Origin of the sequence: Vibrio sp. J2-4, from assembly GCF_021728155.1 — a bacterium.
Taxonomy (GTDB): domain Bacteria; phylum Pseudomonadota; class Gammaproteobacteria; order Enterobacterales; family Vibrionaceae; genus Vibrio; species Vibrio diabolicus.
Map to the genome: position 1 here is coordinate 1 of NZ_JAKKCN010000012.1, position 25,408 is coordinate 25,408.

Annotated in this window: 26 protein-coding genes and 1 riboswitch; of the genes, 7 read left to right on the forward strand and 19 right to left on the reverse strand. The window is 45.4% G+C overall.

Features of this window, described 5'->3' with window-relative positions; genetic code table 11:
- Nucleotides 1–514: 514 nt before the first annotated feature.
- Nucleotides 515–970, forward strand: a complete 456-nt coding sequence (locus L3V32_RS23650) for an RNA-binding protein (protein ID WP_046874612.1) — start codon at nucleotides 515–517, stop codon at nucleotides 968–970.
- On the opposite strand, the gene murI is transcribed toward L3V32_RS23650, so the two are convergent.
- From murI to btuB, 3 genes are read right to left on the reverse strand one after another with little or no spacing between them, the layout of a single operon-like run.
- Nucleotides 933–1,736 (reverse strand): glutamate racemase, encoded by an 804-nt coding sequence (gene murI, locus L3V32_RS23655; protein ID WP_237285389.1) that lies wholly within the window; start codon nucleotides 1,734–1,736, stop codon nucleotides 933–935. The two genes, L3V32_RS23650 and murI, sit on opposite strands and share 38 nt — an antisense overlap.
- Nucleotides 1,737–1,776: 40 nt before the next feature.
- A complete protein-coding gene (locus L3V32_RS23660) occupies nucleotides 1,777–2,460 on the reverse strand; it encodes an adenine nucleotide alpha hydrolase (protein ID WP_182037205.1) in 684 nt (227 codons plus the stop codon).
- A gap of 60 nt (nucleotides 2,461–2,520) precedes the next feature.
- Entirely contained in the window at nucleotides 2,521–4,356 is a 1,836-nt protein-coding gene (btuB, locus tag L3V32_RS23665; RefSeq protein ID WP_237285391.1) for a TonB-dependent vitamin B12 receptor, read from the reverse strand.
- 55 nt (nucleotides 4,357–4,411) lie between these two features.
- A riboswitch (cobalamin riboswitch) is annotated at nucleotides 4,412–4,612 on the reverse strand.
- A gap of 184 nt (nucleotides 4,613–4,796) precedes the next feature.
- Between btuB and trmA the strand changes: the two genes are divergently transcribed.
- Nucleotides 4,797–5,906, forward strand: a complete 1,110-nt coding sequence (gene trmA, locus L3V32_RS23670) for a tRNA (uridine(54)-C5)-methyltransferase TrmA (RefSeq protein WP_237285393.1) — start codon at nucleotides 4,797–4,799, stop codon at nucleotides 5,904–5,906.
- A gap of 66 nt (nucleotides 5,907–5,972) precedes the next feature.
- Here trmA and L3V32_RS23675 read toward each other — a convergent pair whose 3' ends face one another.
- Together L3V32_RS23675 and fabR are read right to left on the reverse strand one after the other, a co-directional pair.
- Nucleotides 5,973–6,338: a YijD family membrane protein gene (locus L3V32_RS23675; protein WP_005378634.1), complete on the reverse strand. Its 366-nt coding sequence runs from the start codon at nucleotides 6,336–6,338 to the stop codon at nucleotides 5,973–5,975.
- Nucleotides 6,338–6,979 carry an HTH-type transcriptional repressor FabR gene (gene fabR / locus L3V32_RS23680; RefSeq protein ID WP_005378632.1) on the reverse strand — a complete coding sequence of 214 codons (642 nt, stop codon included), beginning with the start codon at nucleotides 6,977–6,979 and terminating at the stop codon, nucleotides 6,338–6,340. Before fabR ends, L3V32_RS23675 begins: the two co-directional genes overlap by 1 nt.
- Before the next feature lie 263 nt (nucleotides 6,980–7,242).
- Here fabR and sthA point away from each other — a divergent pair, with 263 nt between their 5' ends.
- Entirely contained in the window at nucleotides 7,243–8,673 is a 1,431-nt protein-coding gene (gene sthA / locus L3V32_RS23685; RefSeq protein WP_006742759.1) for a Si-specific NAD(P)(+) transhydrogenase, read from the forward strand.
- A 57-nt stretch (nucleotides 8,674–8,730) separates the two neighbouring features.
- Here the strand turns inward: sthA and dinF are convergent, their stop codons facing one another.
- From dinF to lexA, 3 genes are all read right to left on the reverse strand, one after another.
- A complete protein-coding gene (gene dinF, locus L3V32_RS23690; protein ID WP_171058394.1) occupies nucleotides 8,731–10,080 on the reverse strand; it encodes an MATE family efflux transporter DinF in 1,350 nt (449 codons plus the stop codon).
- 55 nt (nucleotides 10,081–10,135) lie between these two features.
- Complete coding sequence (locus L3V32_RS23695) at nucleotides 10,136–10,930, reverse strand: class I SAM-dependent methyltransferase (RefSeq protein ID WP_005393777.1); 795 nt, start codon at nucleotides 10,928–10,930, stop codon at nucleotides 10,136–10,138.
- A gap of 194 nt (nucleotides 10,931–11,124) precedes the next feature.
- Complete coding sequence (gene lexA, locus L3V32_RS23700; protein ID WP_005393778.1) at nucleotides 11,125–11,748, reverse strand: transcriptional repressor LexA; 624 nt, start codon at nucleotides 11,746–11,748, stop codon at nucleotides 11,125–11,127.
- 368 nt (nucleotides 11,749–12,116) lie between these two features.
- On the opposite strand from lexA, the gene plsB reads away from it, so the two are divergent.
- Nucleotides 12,117–14,543, forward strand: a complete 2,427-nt coding sequence (gene plsB / locus L3V32_RS23705; RefSeq protein ID WP_053807606.1) for a glycerol-3-phosphate 1-O-acyltransferase PlsB — start codon at nucleotides 12,117–12,119, stop codon at nucleotides 14,541–14,543.
- A 68-nt stretch (nucleotides 14,544–14,611) separates the two neighbouring features.
- Here plsB and ubiA read toward each other — a convergent pair whose 3' ends face one another.
- Nucleotides 14,612–15,466 carry a 4-hydroxybenzoate octaprenyltransferase gene (gene ubiA / locus L3V32_RS23710; protein WP_005393780.1) on the reverse strand — a complete coding sequence of 285 codons (855 nt, stop codon included), beginning with the start codon at nucleotides 15,464–15,466 and terminating at the stop codon, nucleotides 14,612–14,614.
- Complete coding sequence (locus L3V32_RS23715) at nucleotides 15,467–16,006, reverse strand: chorismate lyase (protein ID WP_005393781.1); 540 nt, start codon at nucleotides 16,004–16,006, stop codon at nucleotides 15,467–15,469.
- Between the two features lie 161 nt (nucleotides 16,007–16,167).
- Here L3V32_RS23715 and L3V32_RS23720 point away from each other — a divergent pair, with 161 nt between their 5' ends.
- Nucleotides 16,168–16,578 carry a flagellar basal body-associated protein FliL gene (locus tag L3V32_RS23720; protein ID WP_046874381.1) on the forward strand — a complete coding sequence of 137 codons (411 nt, stop codon included), beginning with the start codon at nucleotides 16,168–16,170 and terminating at the stop codon, nucleotides 16,576–16,578.
- A 58-nt stretch (nucleotides 16,579–16,636) separates the two neighbouring features.
- Here L3V32_RS23720 and glpG read toward each other — a convergent pair whose 3' ends face one another.
- The 6 genes from glpG to ftsY all read right to left on the reverse strand — a co-directional run bounded on the left by glpG (nucleotide 16,637) and on the right by ftsY (nucleotide 22,218).
- Entirely contained in the window at nucleotides 16,637–17,479 is an 843-nt protein-coding gene (glpG, locus tag L3V32_RS23725) for a rhomboid family intramembrane serine protease GlpG (protein WP_046874382.1), read from the reverse strand.
- Complete coding sequence (gene glpE / locus L3V32_RS23730; RefSeq protein WP_005378691.1) at nucleotides 17,479–17,799, reverse strand: thiosulfate sulfurtransferase GlpE; 321 nt, start codon at nucleotides 17,797–17,799, stop codon at nucleotides 17,479–17,481. Before glpE ends, glpG begins: the two co-directional genes overlap by 1 nt.
- A 493-nt stretch (nucleotides 17,800–18,292) precedes the next feature.
- Entirely contained in the window at nucleotides 18,293–19,150 is an 858-nt protein-coding gene (gene rpoH / locus L3V32_RS23735; protein WP_005378693.1) for an RNA polymerase sigma factor RpoH, read from the reverse strand.
- A 177-nt stretch (nucleotides 19,151–19,327) separates the two neighbouring features.
- A complete protein-coding gene (gene ftsX, locus L3V32_RS23740) occupies nucleotides 19,328–20,296 on the reverse strand; it encodes a permease-like cell division protein FtsX (protein ID WP_237285395.1) in 969 nt (322 codons plus the stop codon).
- A complete protein-coding gene (ftsE, locus tag L3V32_RS23745) occupies nucleotides 20,286–20,960 on the reverse strand; it encodes a cell division ATP-binding protein FtsE (RefSeq protein WP_005393800.1) in 675 nt (224 codons plus the stop codon). The genes ftsX and ftsE overlap by 11 nt, the downstream gene beginning before the upstream one ends.
- A gap of 22 nt (nucleotides 20,961–20,982) precedes the next feature.
- A complete protein-coding gene (gene ftsY, locus L3V32_RS23750; RefSeq protein WP_237285396.1) occupies nucleotides 20,983–22,218 on the reverse strand; it encodes a signal recognition particle-docking protein FtsY in 1,236 nt (411 codons plus the stop codon).
- A 230-nt stretch (nucleotides 22,219–22,448) separates the two neighbouring features.
- Here ftsY and rsmD point away from each other — a divergent pair, with 230 nt between their 5' ends.
- Nucleotides 22,449–23,048 carry a 16S rRNA (guanine(966)-N(2))-methyltransferase RsmD gene (gene rsmD / locus L3V32_RS23755; RefSeq protein ID WP_005378702.1) on the forward strand — a complete coding sequence of 200 codons (600 nt, stop codon included), beginning with the start codon at nucleotides 22,449–22,451 and terminating at the stop codon, nucleotides 23,046–23,048.
- Nucleotides 23,049–23,073: 25 nt separating this feature from the next.
- Entirely contained in the window at nucleotides 23,074–23,340 is a 267-nt protein-coding gene (locus L3V32_RS23760; protein WP_005378704.1) for a DUF1145 domain-containing protein, read from the forward strand.
- Between the two features lie 57 nt (nucleotides 23,341–23,397).
- On the opposite strand, the gene L3V32_RS23765 is transcribed toward L3V32_RS23760, so the two are convergent.
- From L3V32_RS23765 to L3V32_RS23775, 3 genes are all read right to left on the reverse strand, one after another.
- The gene (locus tag L3V32_RS23765) at nucleotides 23,398–23,982 is read right to left on the reverse strand and encodes a YhgN family NAAT transporter (RefSeq protein WP_005393807.1); all 585 of its coding nucleotides are present in this window, start codon (nucleotides 23,980–23,982) and stop codon (nucleotides 23,398–23,400) included.
- 107 nt (nucleotides 23,983–24,089) lie between these two features.
- On the reverse strand, nucleotides 24,090–24,311 hold the full coding sequence (locus tag L3V32_RS23770) for a YecH family metal-binding protein (RefSeq protein WP_053807604.1): 222 nt from the start codon (nucleotides 24,309–24,311) through the stop codon (nucleotides 24,090–24,092).
- A 69-nt stretch (nucleotides 24,312–24,380) separates the two neighbouring features.
- Complete coding sequence (locus tag L3V32_RS23775) at nucleotides 24,381–25,001, reverse strand: lysoplasmalogenase (protein WP_134648295.1); 621 nt, start codon at nucleotides 24,999–25,001, stop codon at nucleotides 24,381–24,383.
- Between the last annotated feature and the right edge of the window lie 407 nt (nucleotides 25,002–25,408).

Consider the following 25,408-nt stretch of genomic DNA (forward strand, 5'->3'; position numbering starts at 1 on the left):
AGTAATGTTTGAATTGACTGTGCTGAATCCGAAGATTCAATGGTCACTTCGTTTCATTGAAACCTAATTTGAAACCGAAGTTTCTAATTGGATTATCATCAACGAGTGCCCACACAGATTGATAGGTTTATGTTTTTAAAGAGCTTTTCTAACTTATCCAGCAACTCAGTTGCTCGTCGTTAGGGGTGCGTATCTTACTCCGCACCGCGAGAGAGTCAAGCATTTTTTCAAATTTCTTTTTCTCTCACTTCCGACTCGCTGTGTGACTTTCGTCTCACTCCGTGTCGGTGGATGCGCAGTATAGGGAGTTGAGAAATTAGTACAAGCGTTTTTTGCAAAAAAACTTTCAACAGGTCATTAGTTAGCCAAAAGCGTGATATTTGCATATTTCTTCGTCACATTTGAGACATATCACAGCAATTGGTTGGAAAAACACCAACCATATACGTAAGATTCATGTGTCTATTCTGTTAATGGACAATCGATCTCTTTATCACTATGTGTAGTAATTAAAATGACGTCTAAAAAAAATCTGATTTTATGTGCTGGGCTGGCCGTCGTTGGGGGAATCGTCTTCTCTCAAGTCACCATCCCACCAGCCTTGAGTTTTCTCATTGGTGTTATCGCTACTGCTTTTTTATTTTCATTTTCTAGCCAGACACCTTCTATTCAATCAACAGACTCGGATCCATCAACTAAAACTCTGTATGTCGGCAACCTTCCTTATAAGGCCAATGAGAGTCACGTTCGCGATTTGTTTGCTGAATATGGACAGGTCTATGCAGTACGCTTAATGAAAGATAAGCGCACTGGAAAAAGAAGAGGGTTTGGTTTTGTCGTGATGGCTGCGGCAGATGCCAAGCCAGCTATCGATAAACTTAATGAAAAGGAATATATGGAGAGAACGCTAAAAGTGAGAATTGCGAACGATCCTAAACACCCGGATGGTGGTAAACCAGAACAGGATTAAAACCTAGCTTCTTTAAACAAATGTTCAGTGCATCTTCCTGCCAAGGAGTTGCACTGGCATAAATCGACTTACTTCCCTCTTTCGTATCCTCAATTTCATCACTTAATAGTAATGCTTTTACTCGACGCGCAATGGCCGCACCTGAATCAATTAAAGTAACGTTTCCACCCAAAGCTTGATGAATTTCCTCTTTGATTAAAGGGAAGTGAGTACAACCGAGCACCGCAACGTCTATTTTATCGCGAAGCGGAAGCAGGATTTTTGTCAGTTCGTCTAGAGAAACGCTGTTGCCTCGCAACTTCTCTTCGGCCATATCCACCAAGCGAGTTGATCCCAACAGCTCAACTGGTTTGCCTTGCGCAAAGTCTCGTATTAACTCGTGAGTATATTGACGTGTTACTGTCGCCGGAGTGGCGATCAGCCCCACCCCTTTTGATGCTAAAAGCGATGCGGGTTTAATCGCAGGGACAACACCAACAACGGGAATCGATAGATTTTCGCGTAGGGAAGGAAGCACTATGGTGCTTGCCGTATTACAAGCAATGACAACAATGTCGACTTGGTGTTCTTCGACTAATGAAGAGACCAGTTGGTTAACTCGTGAAATGAGTACAGCCTGATCGAGTTCACCATAAGGGTAAGCCTGATTATCGAATAAGTATAAGTAGTCAAGATGCGGCAATAGGCGATGTATCTCTTGGAATACAGAAAGACCACCAACACCAGAGTCAAAAACTAGGACTTTTTTCTTACTTGCTACTCGCACGAGCCTTACCTAAAGAACAGAAACGTTGCGATCATACTGCTTAGATTTGTTTTGGCAATGCTTTAGCATGGTATCTTTGATGGCTGAATCTATCTCCAGATTCTACATCTCGCTTCGTTAGCTCGATATGCCCTTGAAAAGACGGCGAAGACGTGACCAATGTGTGAAATTCACCATTTTCCCCACAGGGATCAATTTGACTTGGTAATGACTCTATTAGGACTTTGTCATACCAGAGACCACACCATTCTGGAGGGAGAACACTTCCGTCGATAGTGATCAACATCGTTTGAATACCACGCTCTATGATTTCCATCGCTAGTTTGTCGCTGCTCTCCCCTAATAGCGGAAAGACGCACTCCCAGCCAGCAGGTTCAATATAGCTGCGTCGGTACTCGGCAATGCCATTGCAAAACATATCGCCAAATGCGACTGCTTCTATATTCAGACCACTACTTTGTAATGCATTAACGATGGTCGATTGATAAATGTCGTTACTCGGAAAGACTTCAGGTAGCTCGATAGTAATGAGCGGAAGCGCAAGTAAGTCTGCTTGCATTTGTACAACCTCAAGCGGAGTTGCTTGGAAAGGGACTTCTTTCCCTACGTAAGTCGTGTACAAACCGACAACTTGATAATTTGGATTCTCGTTAAGGCGCTCAAGCGTTAATGTCGAATCTTTACCACTGGACCAACTGACCACCACTTGCTTGGGTTTCGTCATTCGATTTTCCATCACAAAAATATTAAAAACCGCCCGAAGGCGGTTTGTGTTCATTCACGATTAGAATTCGTAGCCAACGTTTAGATAGTACGCTCGCTCCGCGGCAGGGTAACCTTTTGCCATCTCATACTCTTTATCAAATAGATTATCGATACGAGCGCTAATAGAGGTCGACTCATTCGGATAGTAAGTCACAGCCGTATCAACCAACGAGTAAGAAGAAAGCGTGATATCTTGTGAAGGCCAAGTGCTGTAATCCACATCTGGACGCTTACCTACATACTGATAGCTAACCGACCAGTCCACTTTATCGAAGCTCACTAAAGCGTTCCACTTATACATTTCTTTAGCGCGGCGCTGCAACTGATGCCCTTTATCATCTTCAGCATCTTTGTAATCCGCACTCAACTGGTGCTGCACAATCCCTGTATCAAACTCAGCAACAAGCTCCACACCTTGGATATGTGTTTCACCATCGACATTCAAATATTTGTATGTGGTTGGATGGTAATCGATAAGATTCGTGATTTTATAGTCATAACCCGTGACGGACCAAAAAACGCCTTGGACATCACCGCTGAATGCTAGCTCCCAAGCATCTGACTCTTCCGGCTTCAGATCTTTCTCACCGTATGTTGGGTCATACTGTTGATATAGGTTTGGAGCCTTAAACGCAGTACCAAAAGAAGCTTTAATACCAAACTCTGGCACAAACTGGTAACCAGCCGCTAAGCTGTAAGTGAACTCACTACCGTATTCTTCGTTATCATCAAGGCGAGCACTGCCCTCAAGCATTGCTTTATCAATACTGGTGGTTGCCATACCAAACAGAGCGCCATTGGTACGATCAAACGTTTTATTCGCACTCTTGTCTTTATAAGACTCATTACGCCAGTCAACACCACCAGCAAACGTCGTATTGTTGTTTAGCAAGTAGCTGTTGGTCCACTGGACATTTTGCTGCTCAAGTTCATCTTCAGTACCTGAGTGTTTGCCTTTTGCTTGCTCATAGTTCCAAGACTTCTGTTTCTGTGCCGTTACTTGTAGTTCTGACATCACATTATCAGACTGATACTTACCGCCCAGAGTGGCAGAAAGGTCGTCTTTTTCTGCTTCGTAATAACCGCGACTGCCGTAGCTGCTGTCATATTGATAAACATTTTCGTAAGCACGTAGGTTACCAAATACAGACCACTGGTCATTGAAGTTATGCACGTAACCTAGCAGACCATTCTTTGTATCAAAGCCATGGCGATCGCCGTCATTAACTCCCGGTACAGGACGAACGTTATAACCATCATCACTTTCACTACCAAGCGCGATATTCAGCTGGCCGCTCTCTGTGACTTTAATGCCAGATGCCACACTCAATTCTTGGTAATCTAAGCTACCTAAACCTGTGCTTAACTTCGTTCCTTCTTCGTCAGCACGCGCAATGGTGATGATATTGATCACGCCACCAATCGCTTCTGAACCATAAAGTGACGCACGCGCACCACGCACGTACTCAATCCGTTGAACGTAAGTAAGTGGGATTTGGTTAAAGTCCACAGCGCCCTTCGCTGCTCGTGCAAAACGTACGCCATCAACCAGTACTAGAACTTGGTCGGAACTGGTACCACGAACAAATAAAGAAGCTAACTGACCACGACCACCATTTTGTGAAACTTGAATCCCCGTAAGACGGCGCAACACATCTGGTAGGGTTTTCGCTTGAATGCGATCAATGTCTTGTCGAGTAACCACTTCAACATCTGCCAACGTACGGCTTTCGGCTTGCTCAAAACGGTTTGCAGTCACAACGATGGTTTCGTCAGTGGAGGTTTCTTGGGCCTGTAGATAAGAGACAGGTGAAAGCAGCGATGCCAAAGTGATCGCCAGTGCGGATTTTCTCATTGTATTGTCCTAAATCGCGTAATTCCTTCCGAGCCCTGTCGTCATGACAGTCCAGTGCTGTGGCTCAGTTGTTGGCAGGTATTCGGACTCAAGAGCACGGGTGTACCGCCTACTTGCTCGACTTCCCACATAAATTAATGCAGTGTCTGATGAGCGTTCGTTCTCTTTTACCGCTGCGCGTCAGTTCTGGATTCACACCAGATTCCCATTTCAGCCATCTAGATTGCTAGATAGCACCAACTTGAGGCAAATATTATTCAGCTATTGATTATTTGTCCAGCCAATATTGCCCTTAGAAGTTGTAACGTTTTGATTGATTTTGCTTTCTACTCTGCCTGTACGCACTATCTTTAAATCAATTCCAGTACAAAACTGGACATCCTATTGAGATTGAATAAAATCTGCGCTCTTAAATTGAATGCACCATAAAAGGTAAGATCATGGCTACTCTTGATGTAAACCCACAACGCTACCAAGAACAACTGGCTGAAAAAGTCGAACGTCTCACGGATATGTTCGCGCCATACAACATGCCAGAACTGGAAGTGTTTGAATCACCAGAGCAGCATTACCGCATGCGTGCTGAGTTCCGTGTTTGGCATGAAGGCGAAGATCTTTACTACATCATGTTCAACCAAGAAACTCGTGAGAAGTACCGTGTTGACCAATTCCCTGCAGCAAGCCGTCTGATCAACGACCTGATGCCGCTATTGGTTGAAGCGATGAAAGACAACGACTCGCTACGTCGTAAACTGTTCCAGGTGGATTTCCTATCGACGCTAAGTGGTGAGATTCTGGTTTCACTCCTTTACCATCGCCAACTTGATGAAGAGTGGATTGAAAACGCGAAAGCCCTTAAACAGCGCTTAAATGATGAAGGCTTCAACCTAAACATCATTGGTCGTGCTCGTAAGATGAAGATTGTCCTAGACCGCGACTACGTGGTCGAGAAACTCGATGTAAATGGTCAGAGCTACATCTACCAACAAGTAGAGAACAGCTTCACTCAGCCGAACGGCAAAGTCGCAGAGAAGATGCTGGAATGGGCGGTCGACTGCACCCAAGAAAGCACTGGCGACCTACTAGAACTTTACTGTGGTAACGGTAACTTCTCGCTGGCCTTGGCACAGAATTTCGACCGCGTCCTGGCAACTGAGCTAGCAAAACCATCGGTTGTATCTGCACAGTACAACATCGCCGCCAATAAGATTGATAACGTACAAATCCTACGTCTATCAGCAGAAGAGTTTACTCAAGCAATCGAAGGCAAACGTGAATTCCGTCGTCTACAAGATGCAGGCGTGGATCTGAAGAGCTACAACTGCAATACGATTTTTGTCGATCCACCACGCTCTGGTATGGATGTCGATACTTGTAAAATGGTGCAAGGTTACGAGCGCATCATGTACATCTCTTGTAACCCTGAGACTCTAAAAGAGAACTTGGACATTCTATGCGAAACACACAACGTGACGCGTTTTGCTCTGTTTGACCAATTCCCTTATACCCACCATATGGAAGCGGGCGTGCTATTGGAACGCAAAGCGTAACCCACGGCGTCAAATACAAAAAAAGCGAGCTCAATGGCTCGCTTTTTTGTATTTGATTCGTTTTGCTTATTCCGCAGAAGTCTTCTTGCTGACAAACCCTAGCTTCTTACCAATCCATGCGAGTAAGATCATTGAAACCATGATCGCAAAGAAGTTTGAGCCTGCTTCTGGGTATTGCGCTTTAATAAACGCAGAGTGACCAAACGCACCTACGAAGAAACACGCCAAGCCAACTAATGGGATATCTTCTGATACCGGATTATTTAGGTACTCTTGGTAAAGAGCTTGTACAGCCAGTACGAGTGCAATCAATGGGAAGATTGAAAAAGACACTTCACTCATGGTCAACCATGACAACAAAGCATCACCACACATACCTGCAACCAGTGCCAAAATCAGCGTTTTCTTTTCAGATTTATTTCCATTCGACATTATTCTATCCCGCCTTTTAATCGGTTACGTTCACGTTCTTTGCGATACCAATAGGCCCCTTTGGCTATCATTCGCAATTGCATGATCAATCGCTCGGCGAGTTCATCGCGCTCACGTCGATCTAAATCTAAAGCTTCAGCCCCCGAACTGAAAACCAAAGTCACAGACGCTTCTGCTTGAGTATACGCCTCTTCTCTGGTCACGCCGGTGCTCATTAAATACTCGGTTAATTCTGCCGCAAAATGCTGGATTTCTCGAGCAACAGCGGTACGAAATTCAGCAGAAGTGCCGGAGCGCTCACGCAACAACAAACGAAAAACGTTCGGACTACTTTCAATGAATTCCATAAAGGTTTCGACCGAGGTACGAATTACGCTACCTTCTTTCACAATACGTTGACGCGCCTGACGCATCAGTTGACGTAGTAGCAAACCGCCTTCATCAACCATGGTTAAGCCTAGCTCATCCATATCTTTGAAGTGACGGTAAAAAGAAGTCGGTGCAATCCCTGCCTCTCGGGCGACTTCTCGCAAGCTAAGGCTGGAAAAGCTGCGATCCGCACTTAATTGACTAAATGCCGCATCGATCAATGATCGACGTGTCTTCTCTTTTTGCTGTGCGCGGATTCCCATCGATTTCATTCTTAACTTGCTCTTTTTCTGTAGGGTACAAGAGCCTCAATATAACGCAATTTGCTCCTACGGAGAAAGATATGTTGCTTCGCTCGCTCTGAGCGCCGAGAACGTTACTATTGGCATGCATCTAATTGCAATGTTCTCGATGCAATTTATAGACATACAACATACCAAATCATCCTTTTGGTCGATTCTGCGTGATCACTTCCACTCTCTAACAGGCATGACGTGTACCAATAGAGTAAATGAGTTAAAATCGCGCTAAAGCAATGTTAAGCAAATATAACAAGGAAGGCATCATGGCGCATGTTAATCACTATGACGTGATCGTAATCGGTAGTGGCCCTGGCGGAGAAGGGGCTGCAATGGGATTAACCAAAGCGGGACTGAATGTTGCCATTGTCGAGAAAGAAAGCAGTGTCGGCGGCGGTTGTACTCACTGGGGTACTATTCCATCAAAAGCACTGCGTCATGCCGTTAGCCGCATCATCGAATTTAATAGCAACCCGCTATTTTGTCGAAACAACACCAGCGTTCATGCAACATTTTCTGACATTTTAGATCATGCTAAATCGGTCATTGATAAGCAAACTCGACTTCGTCAGGGCTTTTATGACCGTAACTCATGCACACTTTTGTTCGGAACCGCGCGATTTATCGATAACTACTCAATTGCAGTGATGCAAAGCGACGGTACAGAAGAAATCTATTCTGCGGATAAGTTTGTCATCGCGACAGGTTCTCGCCCGTATCAGCCTAACGACGTAGATTTCTTGCATGAGCGCATCTACGACAGTGATTCCATTTTGAGCCTGAAACACGACCCTCGTCATATCATCATTTATGGTGCAGGCGTTATCGGTTGTGAGTACGCCTCTATCTTCCGCGGACTTGGAGTGAAAACCGACCTTATCAATACCCGAGACCGCTTGTTGGAGTTTTTGGATAACGAAGTGTCAGATGCGCTGTCTTACCACTTCTGGAACAGCGGTGTGGTAATTCGTAATGATGAGACCTATGAAAAAATCGAAGGCACAGAAGATGGCGTGATTATTCACCTACAATCTGGCAAGAAGATGAAGGCAGACTGCTTGTTGTATGCGAATGGTCGAACAGGTAACACCGATAAGTTGAATTTGGGTGCTGTGGGTCTGGAAGCGGACTCTCGCGGACAACTAAAAGTAAACCGTAACTACCAAACCGATATCGAACACATTTACGCTGTAGGCGATGTCATCGGTTACCCTAGCCTTGCAAGCGCCGCTTATGACCAAGGGCGATTTGTCGCACAAGCCATTACGAAAGGTCAGGCAGAAAACTATCTGATTGATGATATTCCAACGGGTATCTACACCATCCCAGAGATTAGCTCTGTGGGTAAAACCGAGCAAGAGCTAACAGCTGCGAAAGTACCGTATGAAGTAGGACGCTCTTCGTTCAAGCATCTAGCTCGTGCACAGATCGCAGGGAAAGACATCGGTAGCTTGAAGATATTGTTCCATCGTGAAACCAAAGAAATTTTAGGGATTCACTGTTTTGGCGAACGTGCCGCGGAAATTATCCACATCGGTCAAGCCATTATGGAGCAAAAAGGCTCAGCGAATACCATCGAGTATTTCGTCAATACCACCTTCAACTATCCAACAATGGCCGAAGCGTATCGTGTCGCTGCGTTGAATGGTTTGAACCGCTTGTTCTAATCTATGCTTCTTGATAGCAGACAGAAAAACAGCAGGCTTGGACCTGCTGTTTTTATATCAACATTGTGCGAGGAAGGTATCCTTGTGCCATTGGTAGAGAAAGATAACCCCTAAACCAATACCCCGCATCAACATAAAGCTCGTCATTGCAAACCACAGCGCGTGATTTTCCCACTCGGCGAACAAGTAAAAGACAACGAAGAAACTGCTGGTCGCGACAAACATACTATTGCGCATGTCTTTGCCTTTGGTTGCACCGACAAAAATGCCATCCAATAGAAAGCACCACATCGACGCAAGTGGCATCACCACCAGCCAAGGTAGATACACCGCTGCTTGCTGTTGTACCGTCTCAATTGAAGTGATCATGGCGATCAACTCCGATCCCGCCAAACCAAAGAGCGCGGTCAGTCCTAAGCAAATAACCAAACTCCAAAAGAAAGTGCCGACAAGCGATGCACTCAATTGTTGCCTATCTTTGGCACCAATCGCCTTCCCGACCATGGCCTCCATTGCATAAGCAAAGCCATCCATGCCATACGAGATAATCATCAGGAAGCTCATCAGAACCGCATTTGCAGCGACAACCTCATCACCAAAGCTCGCGCCTTGGAACGTCATAAAGCTAAAAGCCGCTTGCAGACACAAAGAGCGTAAGAAAATATCGCGATTCAATTTCACGAATCGCCCTAAACCGTGTTGAGTGCTGGCTAGCAACTTTTGAGGTGATGGTAATTGCCTCTCTCGCCAGGTTTTCCAGACACACATGAGACCAAAACCCATGCCTGAGTAGTCAGCAATCACCGATGCAAGCGCAGCGCCTTCTACTTTCCACCCCAAACCAATCACAAACAACAAATCGAGGGCAATATTAGTCACGTTGGTGATGATCACCATCCACATTGGTGCTTTGGAATTTTGCGTTCCGAGCAGCCACCCCAACAACACAAAGTTCATTAGCGCAGCGGGGGCACTCCACACACGGATAGAGAAATATTGCATACCGTAGTGTTTTACCTCCGCGCTGGCGTCACTCCAACCAAAGATCAAATCAGCTATCGGGGTATGGGCAATAAGGAAGACTAACGCAAACAGCAGCGCCATAAGTGAGCCTTGCATAAACACCAAGGCAAGTTGCTTTCGGTCTTCACCGCCATAGGACTGCGCCGCCAACCCAGTAGTCGACATACGCAAAAAACCAAGCAGCCAAAACGTCACGCTGATCATGGTGCTGCCCAACGCAACACCACCCAAATACCAAGCGTGGTCTAGATGACCAATCACCGCAGCATCGACCAAACCGAGCAATGGAACAGTAATATTCGACAGCACCATAGGTATCGCTAAAGCTAAGACCTGGCGATGAACTTGTGGGTTAGATAAAGGAGAGAAGATTGAATTTGTCACAGGCACCTCATCAGTAAGATCGACGAGTGTACCTGAGCGTTTAACGACTAGCCAATTACCACTTGATGTGAACGAGGACTGGCGTGAGGCGATGCTTCAACATTGGAATCTTATTAAGCCAACGCTGCCAAGCTTTCCAACGAGAACAGAATCGATCGAATGGCGAAAAAGCTTTCACCCACTGTGCCCATGGTAACCATTGCAATATCTGTTCTGCGGGCGCTTCAAAGCCATGTGCATAACGATCAGAGCCAAGCTTTTGTCCCCACTTGGTTTCCGTTAAATCTCCTGCTAGCACCATACACAGTTCAGCAGAAACAAAATGTCGACCCAAGGTTTGAATAAATTTCGCGACTTGACGCTCTGTGCAATCGAGCAGTGCCATTTCACATAAAATGAGTACCGGTGCTTGCTCTGGAATGGCTAACGTCTCTAGCCACGACATTTCATCCACACTGCCACAGCGATGTTCATAACGTTCATTTTTGTGGAACAAGCGCTGACGCCATACCAAATTTTCCGTCACATCCAGCTCTATCCAATGGCAGCGTCCATTATCCAAACGATAAAAGCGGGTATCCAGCCCAGCTCCGACATTGATAATCCAAGCATCAGGATACTGCTGTAAGAAGTGACTAACCTGCTGGTCACAAAGCTGGGTCAGCGTCACGTGCAGCAATTGCTTCTGCGCAATATCACCACTCAAACAATCCGGCGCCATCTTACAGCTCAAACACGCTTTAGCAGCAATCGGATCGTACACCAAGCCATTGTCGACCATGCTTTCACGGCTACGCAATAACAGTGGCTTTAATAAATGGTTAGGAACTTGATGTTTAGACTGAGACATGGGCATTTCCTGCGCCAGAGAGAAAACATAGACATTGAAATAGATGATAATGAATATCAATTACATTATCAAGCTTATAAATTGCTCAAAACAAACAAGGTCAAGATGATAAGCAAGCTTTTGGAGGAAGTAGAAAAAGAGAAAAGAAGAGAAAAGACAAAACAGCCCAGATGAACTGGGCTGCTTAAATACACTTACATCCAATCGGTATTACGAATAATACCAACGGCTAAGCCTTCAATCGTAAGATGCTGAGACGTTAAGTCTACTTGGATTGGGGCAAACTCTTCATTCTCAGCATGCAGTAATATGGTTGAGCCTTTGCGCTCTAAACGCTTTACTGTCACATCATCATCAACGCGCGCAACGACAACTTGACCGTCTCTCACGTCTTGGGTTTTATGCACAGCGAGCAAATCGCCATCCATAATCCCGATGTCTTTCATACTTTCGCCATTTACACGAAGTAAGAAATCCGCTTGCGGCTTGAACATCGCAGGGTCGACTTGGTAGTGCGCTTCTACGTGTTCCTGAGCCAATATGGGCTCACCCGCAGCAACTTGACCAATCAAAGGCAAGCCCTGTTCGTCATTAGCGGCAGAGTCATCAAGTAGGATACGAATCCCACGCGATGCACCTGGAATAATTTCAATTGCTTGCTTACGAGCAAGCGCTTTTAGGTGTTCCTCTGCGGCATTCGCAGAGCGGAAGCCAAGCTCACGCGCAATCTCTGCACGAGTTGGTGGCATTCCGGTGTCATCGATTTTACTTTTGATCAAATCGAAGACTTGTTGTTGGCGTGGCGTTAACGGCTTCATGTCTCACCTGTCTTTTTATACAGTTAACTGTGAGTATATCCAGTAAATGCTCAAATGAAAACCCAATTGGTTGTTTTTTAATTTATTTGTGGAGTGCACTTCGTTTGCTGACTAAGTTCATTATTCATGCGTTTAAAACACCGCCTTTTCAGTTAATCAAAGTAAAGCAACAACTTAGGAGTTCGACTAATTTACAGCCAATAAAATTAAAAGGTTTGACCAGTTTCTGGTATCCTTGCTGCGCTTAAATTTTATCGCCTAGGCTTATTTCTTTTGCCGTACTCATTTCTTTTTCTATAGAAGACATGCAAAGCGGACACTGAAATAAGGTTAGGCCTGTTTGAATACCTATTGAGGCTGTGAACTTTATGTCTTCTGGACAATCATTTTCACGTTCATTACTAAAACTACCTTTATCGGTACTGGTAAAGGGCACCACAATCCCGTCGAACCCGATTGAAGATCTGAATATCGACCTCGCTAAGCCGATTGTATATGCCCTACCGTTCCGCTCGAACGTGGATTTGCTGACACTGCAAAAACAAGCCATGAGCCTTGGTCTGCCTGACCCGCTCAGTCCGCTGGAAATCAATGGCAAAACGCTGAACCGTTTCGTCTTTATCGCTGCGCGTCCAACTGTGATGAACAACGATAATGATGTCCCAACCGACTCTGTCTCTCTGTTCTCTGACTTACTGGAACTGCATAAGCTGGATAGTGAGTTGGACGTTCAAATGATCCCTGCAACCGTGCTTTGGGGTCGTAAACCAGGTAAAGAAGAAAACCAAAAGCCTTACCTTCAGCCAATGAATGGCCCGCAAAAGGCGAAAGCGGTAATAGCAGCAGGACGCGACTGCTTGGTTCGCTTTAGTCCCGTGGTATCTCTGCGTTATATGGCAGACTCTCACGGTACCGACAGCGCAATTGCGCACAAATTGGCTCGCGTGGCGCGTATCCACTTCTCTCGCCAAAAACTTGCGGCTTCAGGCCCAAACCTGCCACAACGCCAAGTGTTGTTTGCTCGTTTATTAAAATCTCCAGCTATTGAACTGGCGATCGCTGACGAAGCCAAGAGCAAAAATATCTCGATTGATAAGGCACGTAAAGAAGCCCACGACATCATGGATGAAATCGCCGCCGACTTCTCCTACGGTCTAGTGAAAAACGGCGACCGCATCCTGAGTTGGCTATGGACAAAGCTGTACCAAGGGTTGCACATCAATAACGCCTCGACTGTGCGTCGTTTAGCGCAAGACGGCCACGAAATTGTGTACGTTCCGTGTCACCGTAGTCACATGGACTACCTACTGTTGTCTTACGTTTTATACCATGAAGGCATGGTGCCTCCGCACATTGCGGCAGGCATTAACCTGAACTTCTTCCCGGCCGGTCCTCTTTTCCGTCGCGGTGGGGCGTTCTTTATTCGTCGTAGCTTTAAAGGTAACAAACTGTACTCAACCATTTTCCGCGAGTATCTAGCTGAGCTGTTTGCCAAAGGCTATTCAGTCGAGTACTTCAGTGAGGGTGGTCGTTCACGTACAGGTCGCTTACTGCAAGCGAAAACGGGTATGCTGGCTATGACCATCCAAGCAATGCTACGTGGTCTAAACCGCCCAGTAACACTAGTGCCGGTCTACATCGGTTACGAGCACGTAATGGAAGTAGGCACTTACGCGAAAGAGTTGCGTGGCAAACGCAAAGAGAAAGAAAACGCAGGGCTTGTACTGCGTACTCTGCGTAAACTGCGTAACTTTGGTTTGGGCTATGTGAACTTCGGTGAGCCAATTCAGCTCAACCAATACTTGAACGAGCATGCTCCTGAGTGGACGAAAGACATCGACAGCATGGGTGGTAACAAACCACAGTGGATGAATCCTGTGGTGAACGACCTTGCTAATAAGATGATGACGCACATCAATGATGCGGCGGCGGCAAACGCGTTGACCTTGTGTGCAACCGCACTGCTTGCTTCTCGTCAACGTGCACTTTCTCGTGACTCGCTGATCAATCAGATCGAGTGTTACTTAAAGCTACTCAAAAATAATCCGTACTCAAGCACCTCCACTATCCCTACCGAAAGTGCTGAGGAGTTGGTCGATCATGCGATTTCACTTGATAAGTTCGTGATTGAAACCGATAGCATGGGTGACATCATTTCGCTGGATCGTAGCCAATCGATCCTGATGACCTACTACCGCAACAACATCATCCACTTGTTTGCTCTGCCATCATTAATTGCTCAGATGATCATTCGTCAGCGCAACCTTTCGGTAGAAAAAATTCAAGCGAATGTCGCGCAAATCTACCCATTCTTGAAGAAAGAGTTGTTCTTAAGCTATCAAGAAGACGAGTTGGATGAATTGGTCGTTAAAACACTGCATGAGTTTGCCGATCAGAAAATGATTAGCCTCGATGGTGATAAGCTGGAGATCAATCAGTCGAACAACCAGCCTTTGGTTCTGCTAGGTCGTACAATCACAGAAACACTGCAGCGCTACTCTATCGCGATGAACTTGCTTGTTGCTTACCCAGAGCTCGGTAAATCGGACCTAGAACAGAAGAGCCAAGATATTGCTCAACGTTTAGGACGCTTACACGGTATTAATGCTCCAGAATTCTTCGATAAAGGTGTGTTTACCGCTATGTTCAATACACTCAAACAGCAAAAATACCTCGATAACGATGGTAACTGTGACACGAAGAAAACGCAGCAATTTGCACGATTACTATTCACTCTGCTTTATCCAGAAGTGAAACTGACGATCGAAGAGAGTATTCATCAACTTCAGTCGTAACCGTTTTACCTTCTTCCAAAATAAGAAAAAAGGCATCCAATCGGATGCCTTTTTTCTTATTTCTTCGCTTACCAAAATGCGACCAATAATCCTATCGCTATCACCATGCCAACATAGTTGTTGTTGAGAAAAGCCTTAAAGCACAACTCCCGCTCACGGTGACGAATTAAGTGCTGCTGATAAACAAACAACGACGCTGCAATCAAAAGGGTCCAGTAGTAACTTTGTCCCAATTGGTAGAACTGCCCTAACCAAACCAACATCGCGAGTGTAATCAGTTGCAATACCCCAATGATGAGTTTGTCATGACGACCAAACAAAATTGCCGTCGACTTAATGCCAATCTTTAAATCATCATCGCGATCGACCATCGCATACTGAGTATCATAAGCAATGGTCCACAGAGCGTTAATCAGAAACACAAACCAAACTATCAGTGGTAGCTCCCCGGTTTGTGCAGCCCACGCCATTGGAATTGCCCAGCTAAACGCTAAGCCTAAAAAGAGTTGTGGAATATGAGTGTAACGCTTCATAAATGGATAAATGAACGCCAACACAATGCCAGCGAAGGATAGCTGAATCGTCAACGGGTTCATGGTCAGCACTAACAAGAATGAGCTGATACCCAAAACCAAAAATAATCCAATCGCTTCTTTTGCTGTCACTTTCCCTGATGGCAGTGGGCGTTGCTTGGTACGTTTTACATGGCCGTCGACTTTGCGGTCAGCAAAATCATTAATCACGCACCCCGCGCTACGCATTAGGAACACACCCAATACAAATACGATAAATACATCCCAACTCGGCATCCCTTGGGCTGAGATAATTAGCGCCCAAATCGTTGGCCACATCAGTAACAGTGAACCAATCGGGCGATCCATGCGCATCAGTTGCCAATATGCTTTGGCTTTTTCTGCGGACATTTACACTGTCTCCTTAGCGTAAACTGGTGAATTAGATAAGAATAACTCGGCGACCAGCATCGGTTTGTGATTCATCCACAACCTTGAGCGTCGCGCTAACAAACGTCCTTCTGGTACGGCTACCCATCCCATTTGCAAAGAGTCTCGCTCAACGTTGTCTGCGCTGAACACTGTTAGTCCTAAAGGGATATCCCCTTGTTGAGCCAAATCATACTGCTGATCAACTAAGGTTGAGCGAGGAATTAATGTCCGTCCGATAACCCAGTTATCATTGTCACCACACAAAATTACCTCTCGCAGTAAGCAATCTTGTTCGGACAATAACTGGCTTTCGTCCTGTTTTAACGTCGCCGCAGTGACGATCTGATTTTGTAGCAATTCTACCGTTAATGCTTGGCAGTGTTGCTTTAAACGACGTGACAAAGACCCTTGCTCTTCAAGCCAGTGCTTGGCAAATTCATTTGGAAATTCGAATTCTTCGGGGTTTTGCCACTCTACTTCCAATAAAGAAGCAAGATAGAGTGATGTTGGCTGATTCATACTAGTATTCAATTGGAGGCTTTATGCGTACAATAAAGCAACAACTTACCGTCCATAGTAATGTATGTAACCGTAAGTTCCGTTATTTGTTATAGACGGCCCATTGTATCAAGACTGAAGCGATTCGAATATCGCGATCCAGAGAAAGAAAAGTTAGAAATATGTACAAACGTTATATAGCCCAAATTATTTTTGCGTTAACCATACTGTTCGCCGCACCAAGTTGGGCTGAAACGGAAGAAGCTGGACCTAAGTTGGCATACTTTACCCTTGAGCCTGATCTCACTACTAACTTTTACACCAAAGGCAAAAAGTTAGGTTATGTGCAAGTGCGCATCGACATCATGGTAATGAGCCAACAAGATTTATCAATTGTTGAGCATCACCAACCTTTGATTCGCGATGCAGTGATTGAATTACTGGGTAAGCAAACGGAAGATACCATTAAGTCCCTTTCTGGCCGAGAAGATCTGCGCAAAACCTTAGTGACGACCCTCAACGAAACACTTTTGCCTGAAACAGGTAAAACCATTATTGCCGATTTGTTGTTTACAAAATACCTTTACCAATAAACCCAAATCGTTTTGAACATAAAAAAGACCGCTCTTAAGCGGTCTTTTCATTTCAGCTTTAGGCTTGCTGTTGGTATTTCATCTTGCCTGAATCAAACAGCGCAATCGCCATCCCCGACAGTAAACCCACCAAGTGAGCGGTGTTTGCAATCGCCATGAACGGCTGCACAAAACCAAGTACTAACCACACCAACATAAAAACGATGATTGGCTTGGGTAGCGTAAGGCCTAAATGTGGCAAGCGGTAACCCAATATCCACAAATAACCAAGCAACGCATAGACCACGCCAGACAAGCCACCGAAGTTTGCCCCTTCAACATAGAATTGGCCAGCCCCAGAAAGCGCTGCTGATACTACAAAGAGTTGCAATAGCTTACCGGAACCGAGACGACGTTCGATGTCGCCACCCAACTGCCACCACCATAGTAAGTTGAACACGATGTGAGTCACTGAAAAGTGCAGTAACGCATGACTTAGCCATCGCCACACTTGCCATTGTTGCCCCTCAAAAGCCGGGAAGTGCAACAACTTAAACACGCCATTGCCAAAGCCAAACATTTGTAACAAGTAGATGATGGTACACACCGTCATGATCAGCAAAGTCATTGGGCCTGCTTTTGCTTTGACCATGCTCATAATACTCGGGCTAGAATAATGAAATGTGCTCTTGCGAGTATCGGCAACGTCCCACGAGGCGGCGCTGTATTTTGAATCAGACGGGTTAGCAAGGAACAGCTTAAGTTCAGCTTCCGCTTCTATTTCATGTTGGCTATCGGTCAGCCACAGCGCAAATTGCCCGTCTCCTTCTGGCATCATTTCGATGTCAATTTGGCGAGAGGCCATATAATCAATAAAGGCTTGCGCCATACGTGGATTATTTAACGTTACCAATCTCTTCATTAACTTCTCACTATCGGTAGTTCTGCTCGGTGCCAGGCTTCAAAGCCACCATCCACACTGTACACCTGTTCAAAGCCTTGGTTAACTAAATATTGTGCGGCACCTTGGCTACTAATGCCGTGGTAACACATCACCAGAATGGGTTGCTCGAACTCCACCTCATCCATAAACGCAACGATCGTATCGTTGGTTAAGTGATACGCGGACTCCGCATGCGCAACGGCAAACGATTGAGGGTCACGGATATCTACAAGCTTCGCATCACCCTGCTCGAGCAGCGCTTGCGCACCTTGTACATCGATATGCTTAAACTGATCCATTTACTTTCTCATTCTCTTATGAATATACCCAAGCAACCTCGAACCTAACGTGCTAATCAGCACCCGTGGTACAGCATAAAATCTATATTTGAAGCCGCTTGGGTATACTGCCGCTATTGTAACCTATCCAACGGCAAACTTAGACACATGGATAATCAGGGCTTTCAAAAGTGTACACATTCCAACCATTTGTGGATAAAGCTGTGAATTGCGTTGATAAAGTGTATTTGGATCTTTTGATCCACAATATGTAGTGATGATCCTGATCTAACTGTGTGTATATCTATAACTATCCCCAGATGGAAAAGTGCTTGAATCCCTTATTTTGTCCGGGTTTCGAACAGTTGATAAATAATTACTTCACAGAGTTATACACAGGTAGCACATAAAATCCGGATCGCAAACGCTATCGATTTTCGATCGACAATAAAAAAGCCGAGATCACATGATCTCGGCTTTCTATGAAAATCTTACTTTCAATTAGCAGTGGAAATTAAAATTCACCCACGGCCAATTTTAGTTTCTTCATTGCATTTTTTTCTAGCTGGCGAATACGCTCGGCAGAAACACCGAACTCATCAGCTAAGTCTTGCAATGTTGCTTTCTCATCATCTAACCAACGAGAACGCACGATGCGCTGACTACGCTCATCCAAACTCGCTAATGCATGACCCAAGCGATTGTTGGTGTGCATTTCCCAGTTGGCGGCTTCAATGTTGTCGGCCACATCAGACGATTTGTCTTCTAGGTATAGCATCGGCGCTGTGTAAGCGTTTGAACTGTCGTCTTCATCAGTTGGCATATCAAAGGTTGAATCCACCGCCGCTAAGCGTGATTCCATCTCGCGAACTTCAGAAGGCTCAACACCTAACTCACGCGCAACGGTTTCGACTTCACCGTTGTTAAACCAACCCAAGCGCTTTTTCGACTTACGCAAATTGAAGAACAACTTACGTTGCGCTTTAGTGGTCGCAATTTTCACGATACGCCAGTTACGTAGCACGTATTCGTGGATCTCTGCTTTGATCCAGTGGACAGCAAAAGACACCAAGCGAACCCCTACTTCTGGGTTAAAACGCTTAACGGCTTTCATTAGACCGATGTTACCCTCTTGCACAAGGTCCGCCATTGGCAAACCGTAGCCAGAGTAACCACGAGCAACGTGAACAACGAATCGTAGGTGCGAAAGAATTAGACCTTTTGCAGCCTCAATCTCACCTTTGTAGTGTAATCGTTCTGCCAGCTCACGCTCTTCGTCTGCAGTCAGCATTGGGTAGCTGTTTACTGAGCGAATATAGCTATCAAGGCTATCTTGCGTGACTAGAGCCATCGGATACGCTTCTTTTGTCATTCAATTCCTCATCAATCTCTGATCTGGAGCATTACATTGCAAATTTAGCTTCGATATCTTGAACTCAAAATGAACAAGTTTCAAGAAGGGGAAGCAATTATCCATAAACATTCGGTCTAAACAAGGGATCCAGATTAGCTAGTGCTAATAAAATCCAAGTAGTAAGACCTTCATCACTTAAACTGGTTCAATTTCTTTTAAATGTCGTTGCGCAGAAAAGCGCGCCGCAATGCATCCCAAAAGACTACCAATGATGATTAATAGCAAAGATTCATCCCAGCTTAGACCAATCAGGCGAAACTGGCTGTCGTACAATGCAGCAAGATCTTCCACCGCACTATTCATAACAATGGTCACTAAAGCCGTTACCAACCACGCGATGGTGGCACCTAATACGCCAAACCACATCCCCGTGTACAAATAAGGGCGCAGAATAAAACTGTCCGTCGCACCGATCAGTTTCATGGTTTGAATCTCTTCTTTATTCGCCAGCACATTAAATCGCAACGTGTTGCCAACGATTAAAAATACCGCACCGAGCATCAACACTGTCAGAGTAATGACAATAATACTCGCGAGAGTTTTGATCGCATCAAGACGCGCCAGCCAGTCTTCGTCAAGTCTCACATCGGTCACGTCTTGTTGCTCTCGAACGTCTTTGGCTAATGACTGAATATCACTTTTTAGCTCCGAGGCTGGCGTAATCACCAACACACCGGGTAGCGCATAGCCACTTAAAAGGCTGATAGCCTGATCGAATCCTGCATATTGGCTCAAATCAGACAGACCTTGCTGTGGAGAAATATATTCTACTTCTTTTACCAAAGGCCAAGTTTCAATTTGATCTTTGAGAACCATCACACGTGCATCCGGCATGCCTTCTACTAAGTAAACACTAACTTGCGAGGGAGATGCCACATCTTCCGCGGCACCCGCGACGTTTTTGCCCAGTAGATACAAACAAGCTGGCATAGCAAGTGCCATTGAAATCACGGCTAGGGTCAGGATATTACCTAAAGGTCGTTGCCATAAGGCGCTAAAAGAGGATTTTGCTTGTTTTGCGTGGACAGAGAAAAAACCATCGGTATTTGCACGCTTGGCACTGCGGCCTTTCCCCTTCTTTTGGGAGTGCTTGTTACCTGCCATAGTCTTCTACCTCACTTAGGAAGCCTTGGTTTAATTCAAAATGACGATACTGTGGGCGAGTGTTTACTAACCCCACATCGTGCGTGGCGAGTAAGATGGTCACTCCAGCACGATTAAATTCTTCGAACAAACGCAATACGCGATTGGATAGTTCGGGATCGAGGTTACCTGTCGGCTCATCAGCTACCAGCAACGTTGGTCGATTGACTACGGCACGAGCAATACCGACGCGTTGTTGCTCACCACCAGAAAGTTGACTAGGTAGGCAACGAGCTTTATCGAGTAAGCCCGTTTTATCTAACGCCGCAGAAACACGGCGTTTGATTTCGTTTTCAGAAATCGATTCGATGCGCATTGGCAGAGCGACATTGTCGTATACGCTGCGATCCATCAATAGACGATGATCTTGAAAAACAATCCCAATATTGCGGCGCAAAAAAGGGATGTCTTTGCTTGGAATGCGCGTGATATCGTGACCATTAAAATGGATTTTCCCATCAGTTGGTCGCTCTATCGCGCAGATCAATTTCAGCAAGGTACTTTTACCAGCCCCGGAATGCCCGCCTAAAAACGCCATTTCACCGCGCCTCAGGTGAAAATCGACTTTTTGCAGTGCTTGTCGACCACCTCGGTAAGCTTTGCTTACTTGCTGAAATTTGATCACCGTTGATTTCCTCTAACTCTTTTTATTCTTCACGACTAAACAGTGCGTCAATAAACTCTTGAGTTTCAAATGGACGCAAGTCTTCGATACCTTCACCCACACCAATGTAACGAATTGGAATACCGAACTGATCAGCAATAGCGAAAATTACGCCGCCTTTCGCTGTACCATCCAGCTTAGTCAAGGTAATCCCGGTTAGAGGGGCAACATCACTGAAAAGTTTCGCTTGGCTGATGGCATTTTGCCCTGTACCTGCGTCTAGCGTCAGCATGATCTCGTGTGGTGCAGAGTCATCAATTTTCTTCATCACACGTACAATCTTACGCAGCTCTTCCATTAGGTTCGCTTTGTTCTGTAAACGACCCGCGGTATCGGCAATCACAACATCCACACCACGTGCTTTTGCCGCTTCAATCGCATCATAAATAACAGAAGCACTGTCTGCACCAGTATGCTGGGCAATCACAGGAACGTTGTTACGCTCACCCCATACTTGTAGCTGTTCAACCGCTGCGGCACGGAAAGTATCGCCCGCTGCAAGCATCACTTTTTTGCCTTGAGTTTGGAACTGCTTGGCAAGCTTACCGATGGTCGTGGTTTTACCCACGCCATTTACACCAACCATTAAGATGACGTAAGGCGTTTTGTTGCTGTCGATTTCTAGTGGCTGTTCGACTTTAGAAAGAATCTCAGCCATTTCTTCTTTCAACAAACCATAAAGGGCTTCGCCGTCTTTCAGATCGCCACGTGTGGCTTTTTCTGTCAGGTTGTTGATAATTTTTGTTGTGGTATTCATGCCCACATCAGCAATAAGCAGTTGCTCTTCTAGCTCTTCAAATAAGTCTTCATCGATTTTCTTACCGCTGAACAGACCGAAGAAGCCAGCGCCGATGTTTGCTTTTGTGCGGCTTAGGCTGCGTTTGAGGCGAGCAAAAAAGCTCTCTGTTGGCTTTTCTTGTTCTTGAACGCGAGGTGCAGCAGGCACTTGAGGCTCTTCTGCTTCTGCTTCTGCTTCTGCTTCTGCTTCTGCTTCTGCTTCTGCTTCTGCTTCTGCTGGGGCAGCCTCCGCTTTTTTCGATTCTTCTTCAAGTTCTGGCGTTGCTTCCGCTTGCTCAGCAGCCGCGTCGGTTTGCTGCTCTTCAGAAGGCGTTTCCACTGCTTCTTCTTTTACTGTTTCTTCAGTTTTTGGTTTTGGGCTTTGTTCTTCGTCACCAAAACCTAGCCACGAAAGTAATCCGCGCTTCTTTTTTTCCGTCATCTGGGGCTATCCTAGATTGTTCTTTTATCTATTAATGACTCTTTTTTGACAAGATTATTATCTGTCTAAAAAAGGCTAATGACAAAGTTCTGAAAACTTTCCGATTAGGTAATTCTAATCTTATTAGTGTTACACTCTGTCATCTTGAATATTCTGGGCTGTATCCAAGCTCCAAGCTCACTGCTTGGGCGATTAGATATAGTATCACTTTATTAGCGGTCAAAAAATCTATGGTAAGACGTCGCCAGCAAAACTCATCACAAAAAAAGCCAACAACGGGCTTTGTTCGCATTATTAGTGGCTTATGGAGAGGCAGAAAACTTCCTGTACACGATGCTGAAGGCTTACGCCCCACGACAGATCGCGTCAAAGAAACGCTGTTTAACTGGTTAGCTCAAGATGTGCCGCAGGCAAAATGTCTCGACTTGTTTGCTGGCTCTGGCGGCTTGGGATTTGAGTCAGCTTCGCGCCAAGCAGAGCAAGTGACCATGGTCGAGCTGAACCCACAAGCTTTCCAACAGTTACAAAAGAATGTTGCCTCTCTTAACGCGAACAACATCCAAGTGGTAAATACCGACGCACTGAGCTTTTTGAAGCAACCGGGTTCTGCTCACCATGTGGTGTTTATTGACCCACCGTTTCGCAAAGGTCTATTGGATGAGACCGTGGCTCTGCTAGAACAAAATGGCTGGCTCGCGGAAGATGCGATGATTTATATTGAAACAGAAAAAGAACTCAATATTGCCGACTTACCAGAAAACTGGCAATTACATCGAGAAAAAACAGCAGGCCAAGTGAGTTACCGTCTGTATGAACGTACCTCCGCATAACGCCTCGATTTAAAAGGACACTTAAATGAAAGCATTAATTATGCTGGCCAAAGCGGCTATCGCCTTTGTTTGGTTAGTATTGATCCTCAATATCTTTATGCCGTTTCCCGGCAATGCCGCGATTGCGCTGTACATCATGACCGCTTTTTTGTTCATCATGCACGGTTTGCAAATGGCCATCTTCATTGGCGCATTTGGCGACAAAATTAAAATGAGCAGTTGGGAAAAATATTCCATCCTGATCTTTGGTATTTTTGCCCTGCTCGATATTCGTCGTAAACACATGATGTAATCGCCCAAATACTAAAAAGCCGCTCTCAAGAGCGGCTTTTTTATTGCGTTTATTCCGTCACCCAAGATAACTCTTAACACCATCCAAAAACATTTGAGTGGAGATCATCACCAGCAACAAGCCCATTAAACGCTCTACCGCTTTTAGACCACGCTCGCCCAACAAACGATTAAAGAAGCCATAAAACATTAGAATAAAAAATGTTGCGCCCCACGCAATCACAACTGATGCGGACATTTCCAACATTTTTTCTGGATGCTGTGAAGATAGCAAAAGCAATGCTGCAATCACTGAAGGGCCCGCGATCATAGGAATGGCCATCGGAACAATAAAGGGCTCCTCGCCTGCCGCCAGTCCAGTGATGCTGCCAGCACTCGGAAAGATCATCTTAATCGCGATAATGAAGAGAATAATGCCACCTGAAATGCTGAGCGTTTCTGGCTGGACATGCAAAAAACTTAAGATGCTTTGTCCTGCAAACAGAAACAACATCAAGATTAGTAAGGCAAACAGTAGTTCACGAATCAATACCTTACGGCGACGCTTAGGATCGATGTGCTTGAGAATAGACAACACAATCGGCAAATTACCGAGAGGGTCCATGATTAGAAACAGCATGGTCGCTGCAGAAAGAATGTCCATATTCTGGCCTCACCTAAAAAATGGCGGCCAGTGTATAGCAAACTGACAACGTGAGTACATGGCTGAGGGCGAAAACAGCATATTCACCCTCACATCATAGCCGCCGCTTAGTGATTGCAGACACGCGCCATATTGACCACAAACTTACCTTCAAGCTCACGGATTTTGTCGCGCTTGAGCAAAAATGCTAGCAATGTATCTAAGTCTAGATCATTCAGTTTACAGGTGTGAAAGCGAACGGTGTTGCCAAAGTGCTGTGCCAGCGCTTCGCGATCCATTGGCGTTTCTCGAAGTAGGTTTAGCAGCTCGTGGGCATGGATTTCACTCATTATTGACTCCAGTCATCAAGAACAATACGTCCAGTTTACTGAAATCTTCGTGAGCTGCTTTGACTTAAATTAGTAAATGATAGAGGCAACAATGAGGGCGTGGGCAAAGAAGTAGCTACCACTTACCCACAAATAGGCGTGTTTCATCGGTTTTCGGTAACCGTGTATCGCATACGCCAACGCCGAATAGATCAAAACTAGAGTTCCGCTGAAACCGATAGCATTGGCATAGCTCGGGGCCTGCAACCAAACTTCACCTGCCGCCCAAGCAAGCTGAACCAGCATCATCCCCATGATCACAACGGGAAACACCAGAGAGTCGAGTTGAGGTAGCAACAAAAAGAACGCCACGATACTCGCTGCGAGCAGTAGGGCCAACAGCCACCAGACAATCTCACCATTAAGCTGCACCCAAAATGACTTGCTGTAGCACACCTGAGCAAGCAAATACGCAGCAAAGTAAATTAGCTTACGAGTTTTAAACGAGTGCAGCGTATCTGCCACCATAGACACAAGAAGCCCACCCGCAATCCAGTAGGTATATGTTGCGGATGCGCCTTGAGTTAACACCAACACAAGAAGAAGTAGCAGAGTAAAGATTTTAAACACGAGGGATTGTGTCGGGTTAGCTTGTTTTGCTCCCAACACGGAATACACACCTGATAGCCCTATCGCCAGCCAACTCCACATGCCGTATACACCTTTTACTTAAACTCGCCGCTAGTCTAGGTAGACCAGTTTTGATGTAAAGACACAATCTGCGAAAGTTGGATCTCGCTAGCGATTCGAAACATTTTGTAACCCTCAGTCTGCACAACAATTAAGTCGATGAGCCTTAATGACGGCCATAAATATGGGGCAGAGCCCTATCCCATGAGCCAAGTTCATCAAATCACACGGCCACAATAACCCGCGCTTAGTCAGGCCATTTAACTAAAAAGCAGCCCAATGGCCTTGGTAACCCATCACTTCAAAAACTGATGACTAAACCATCAGACTGTATACATCACAGGCAACAAGAATAAATAACAGACACAAAACAGAAAATCGTCTTGGTAGCGAGCTAAGATAGTAGAAACCACCGATGAACAGATTAG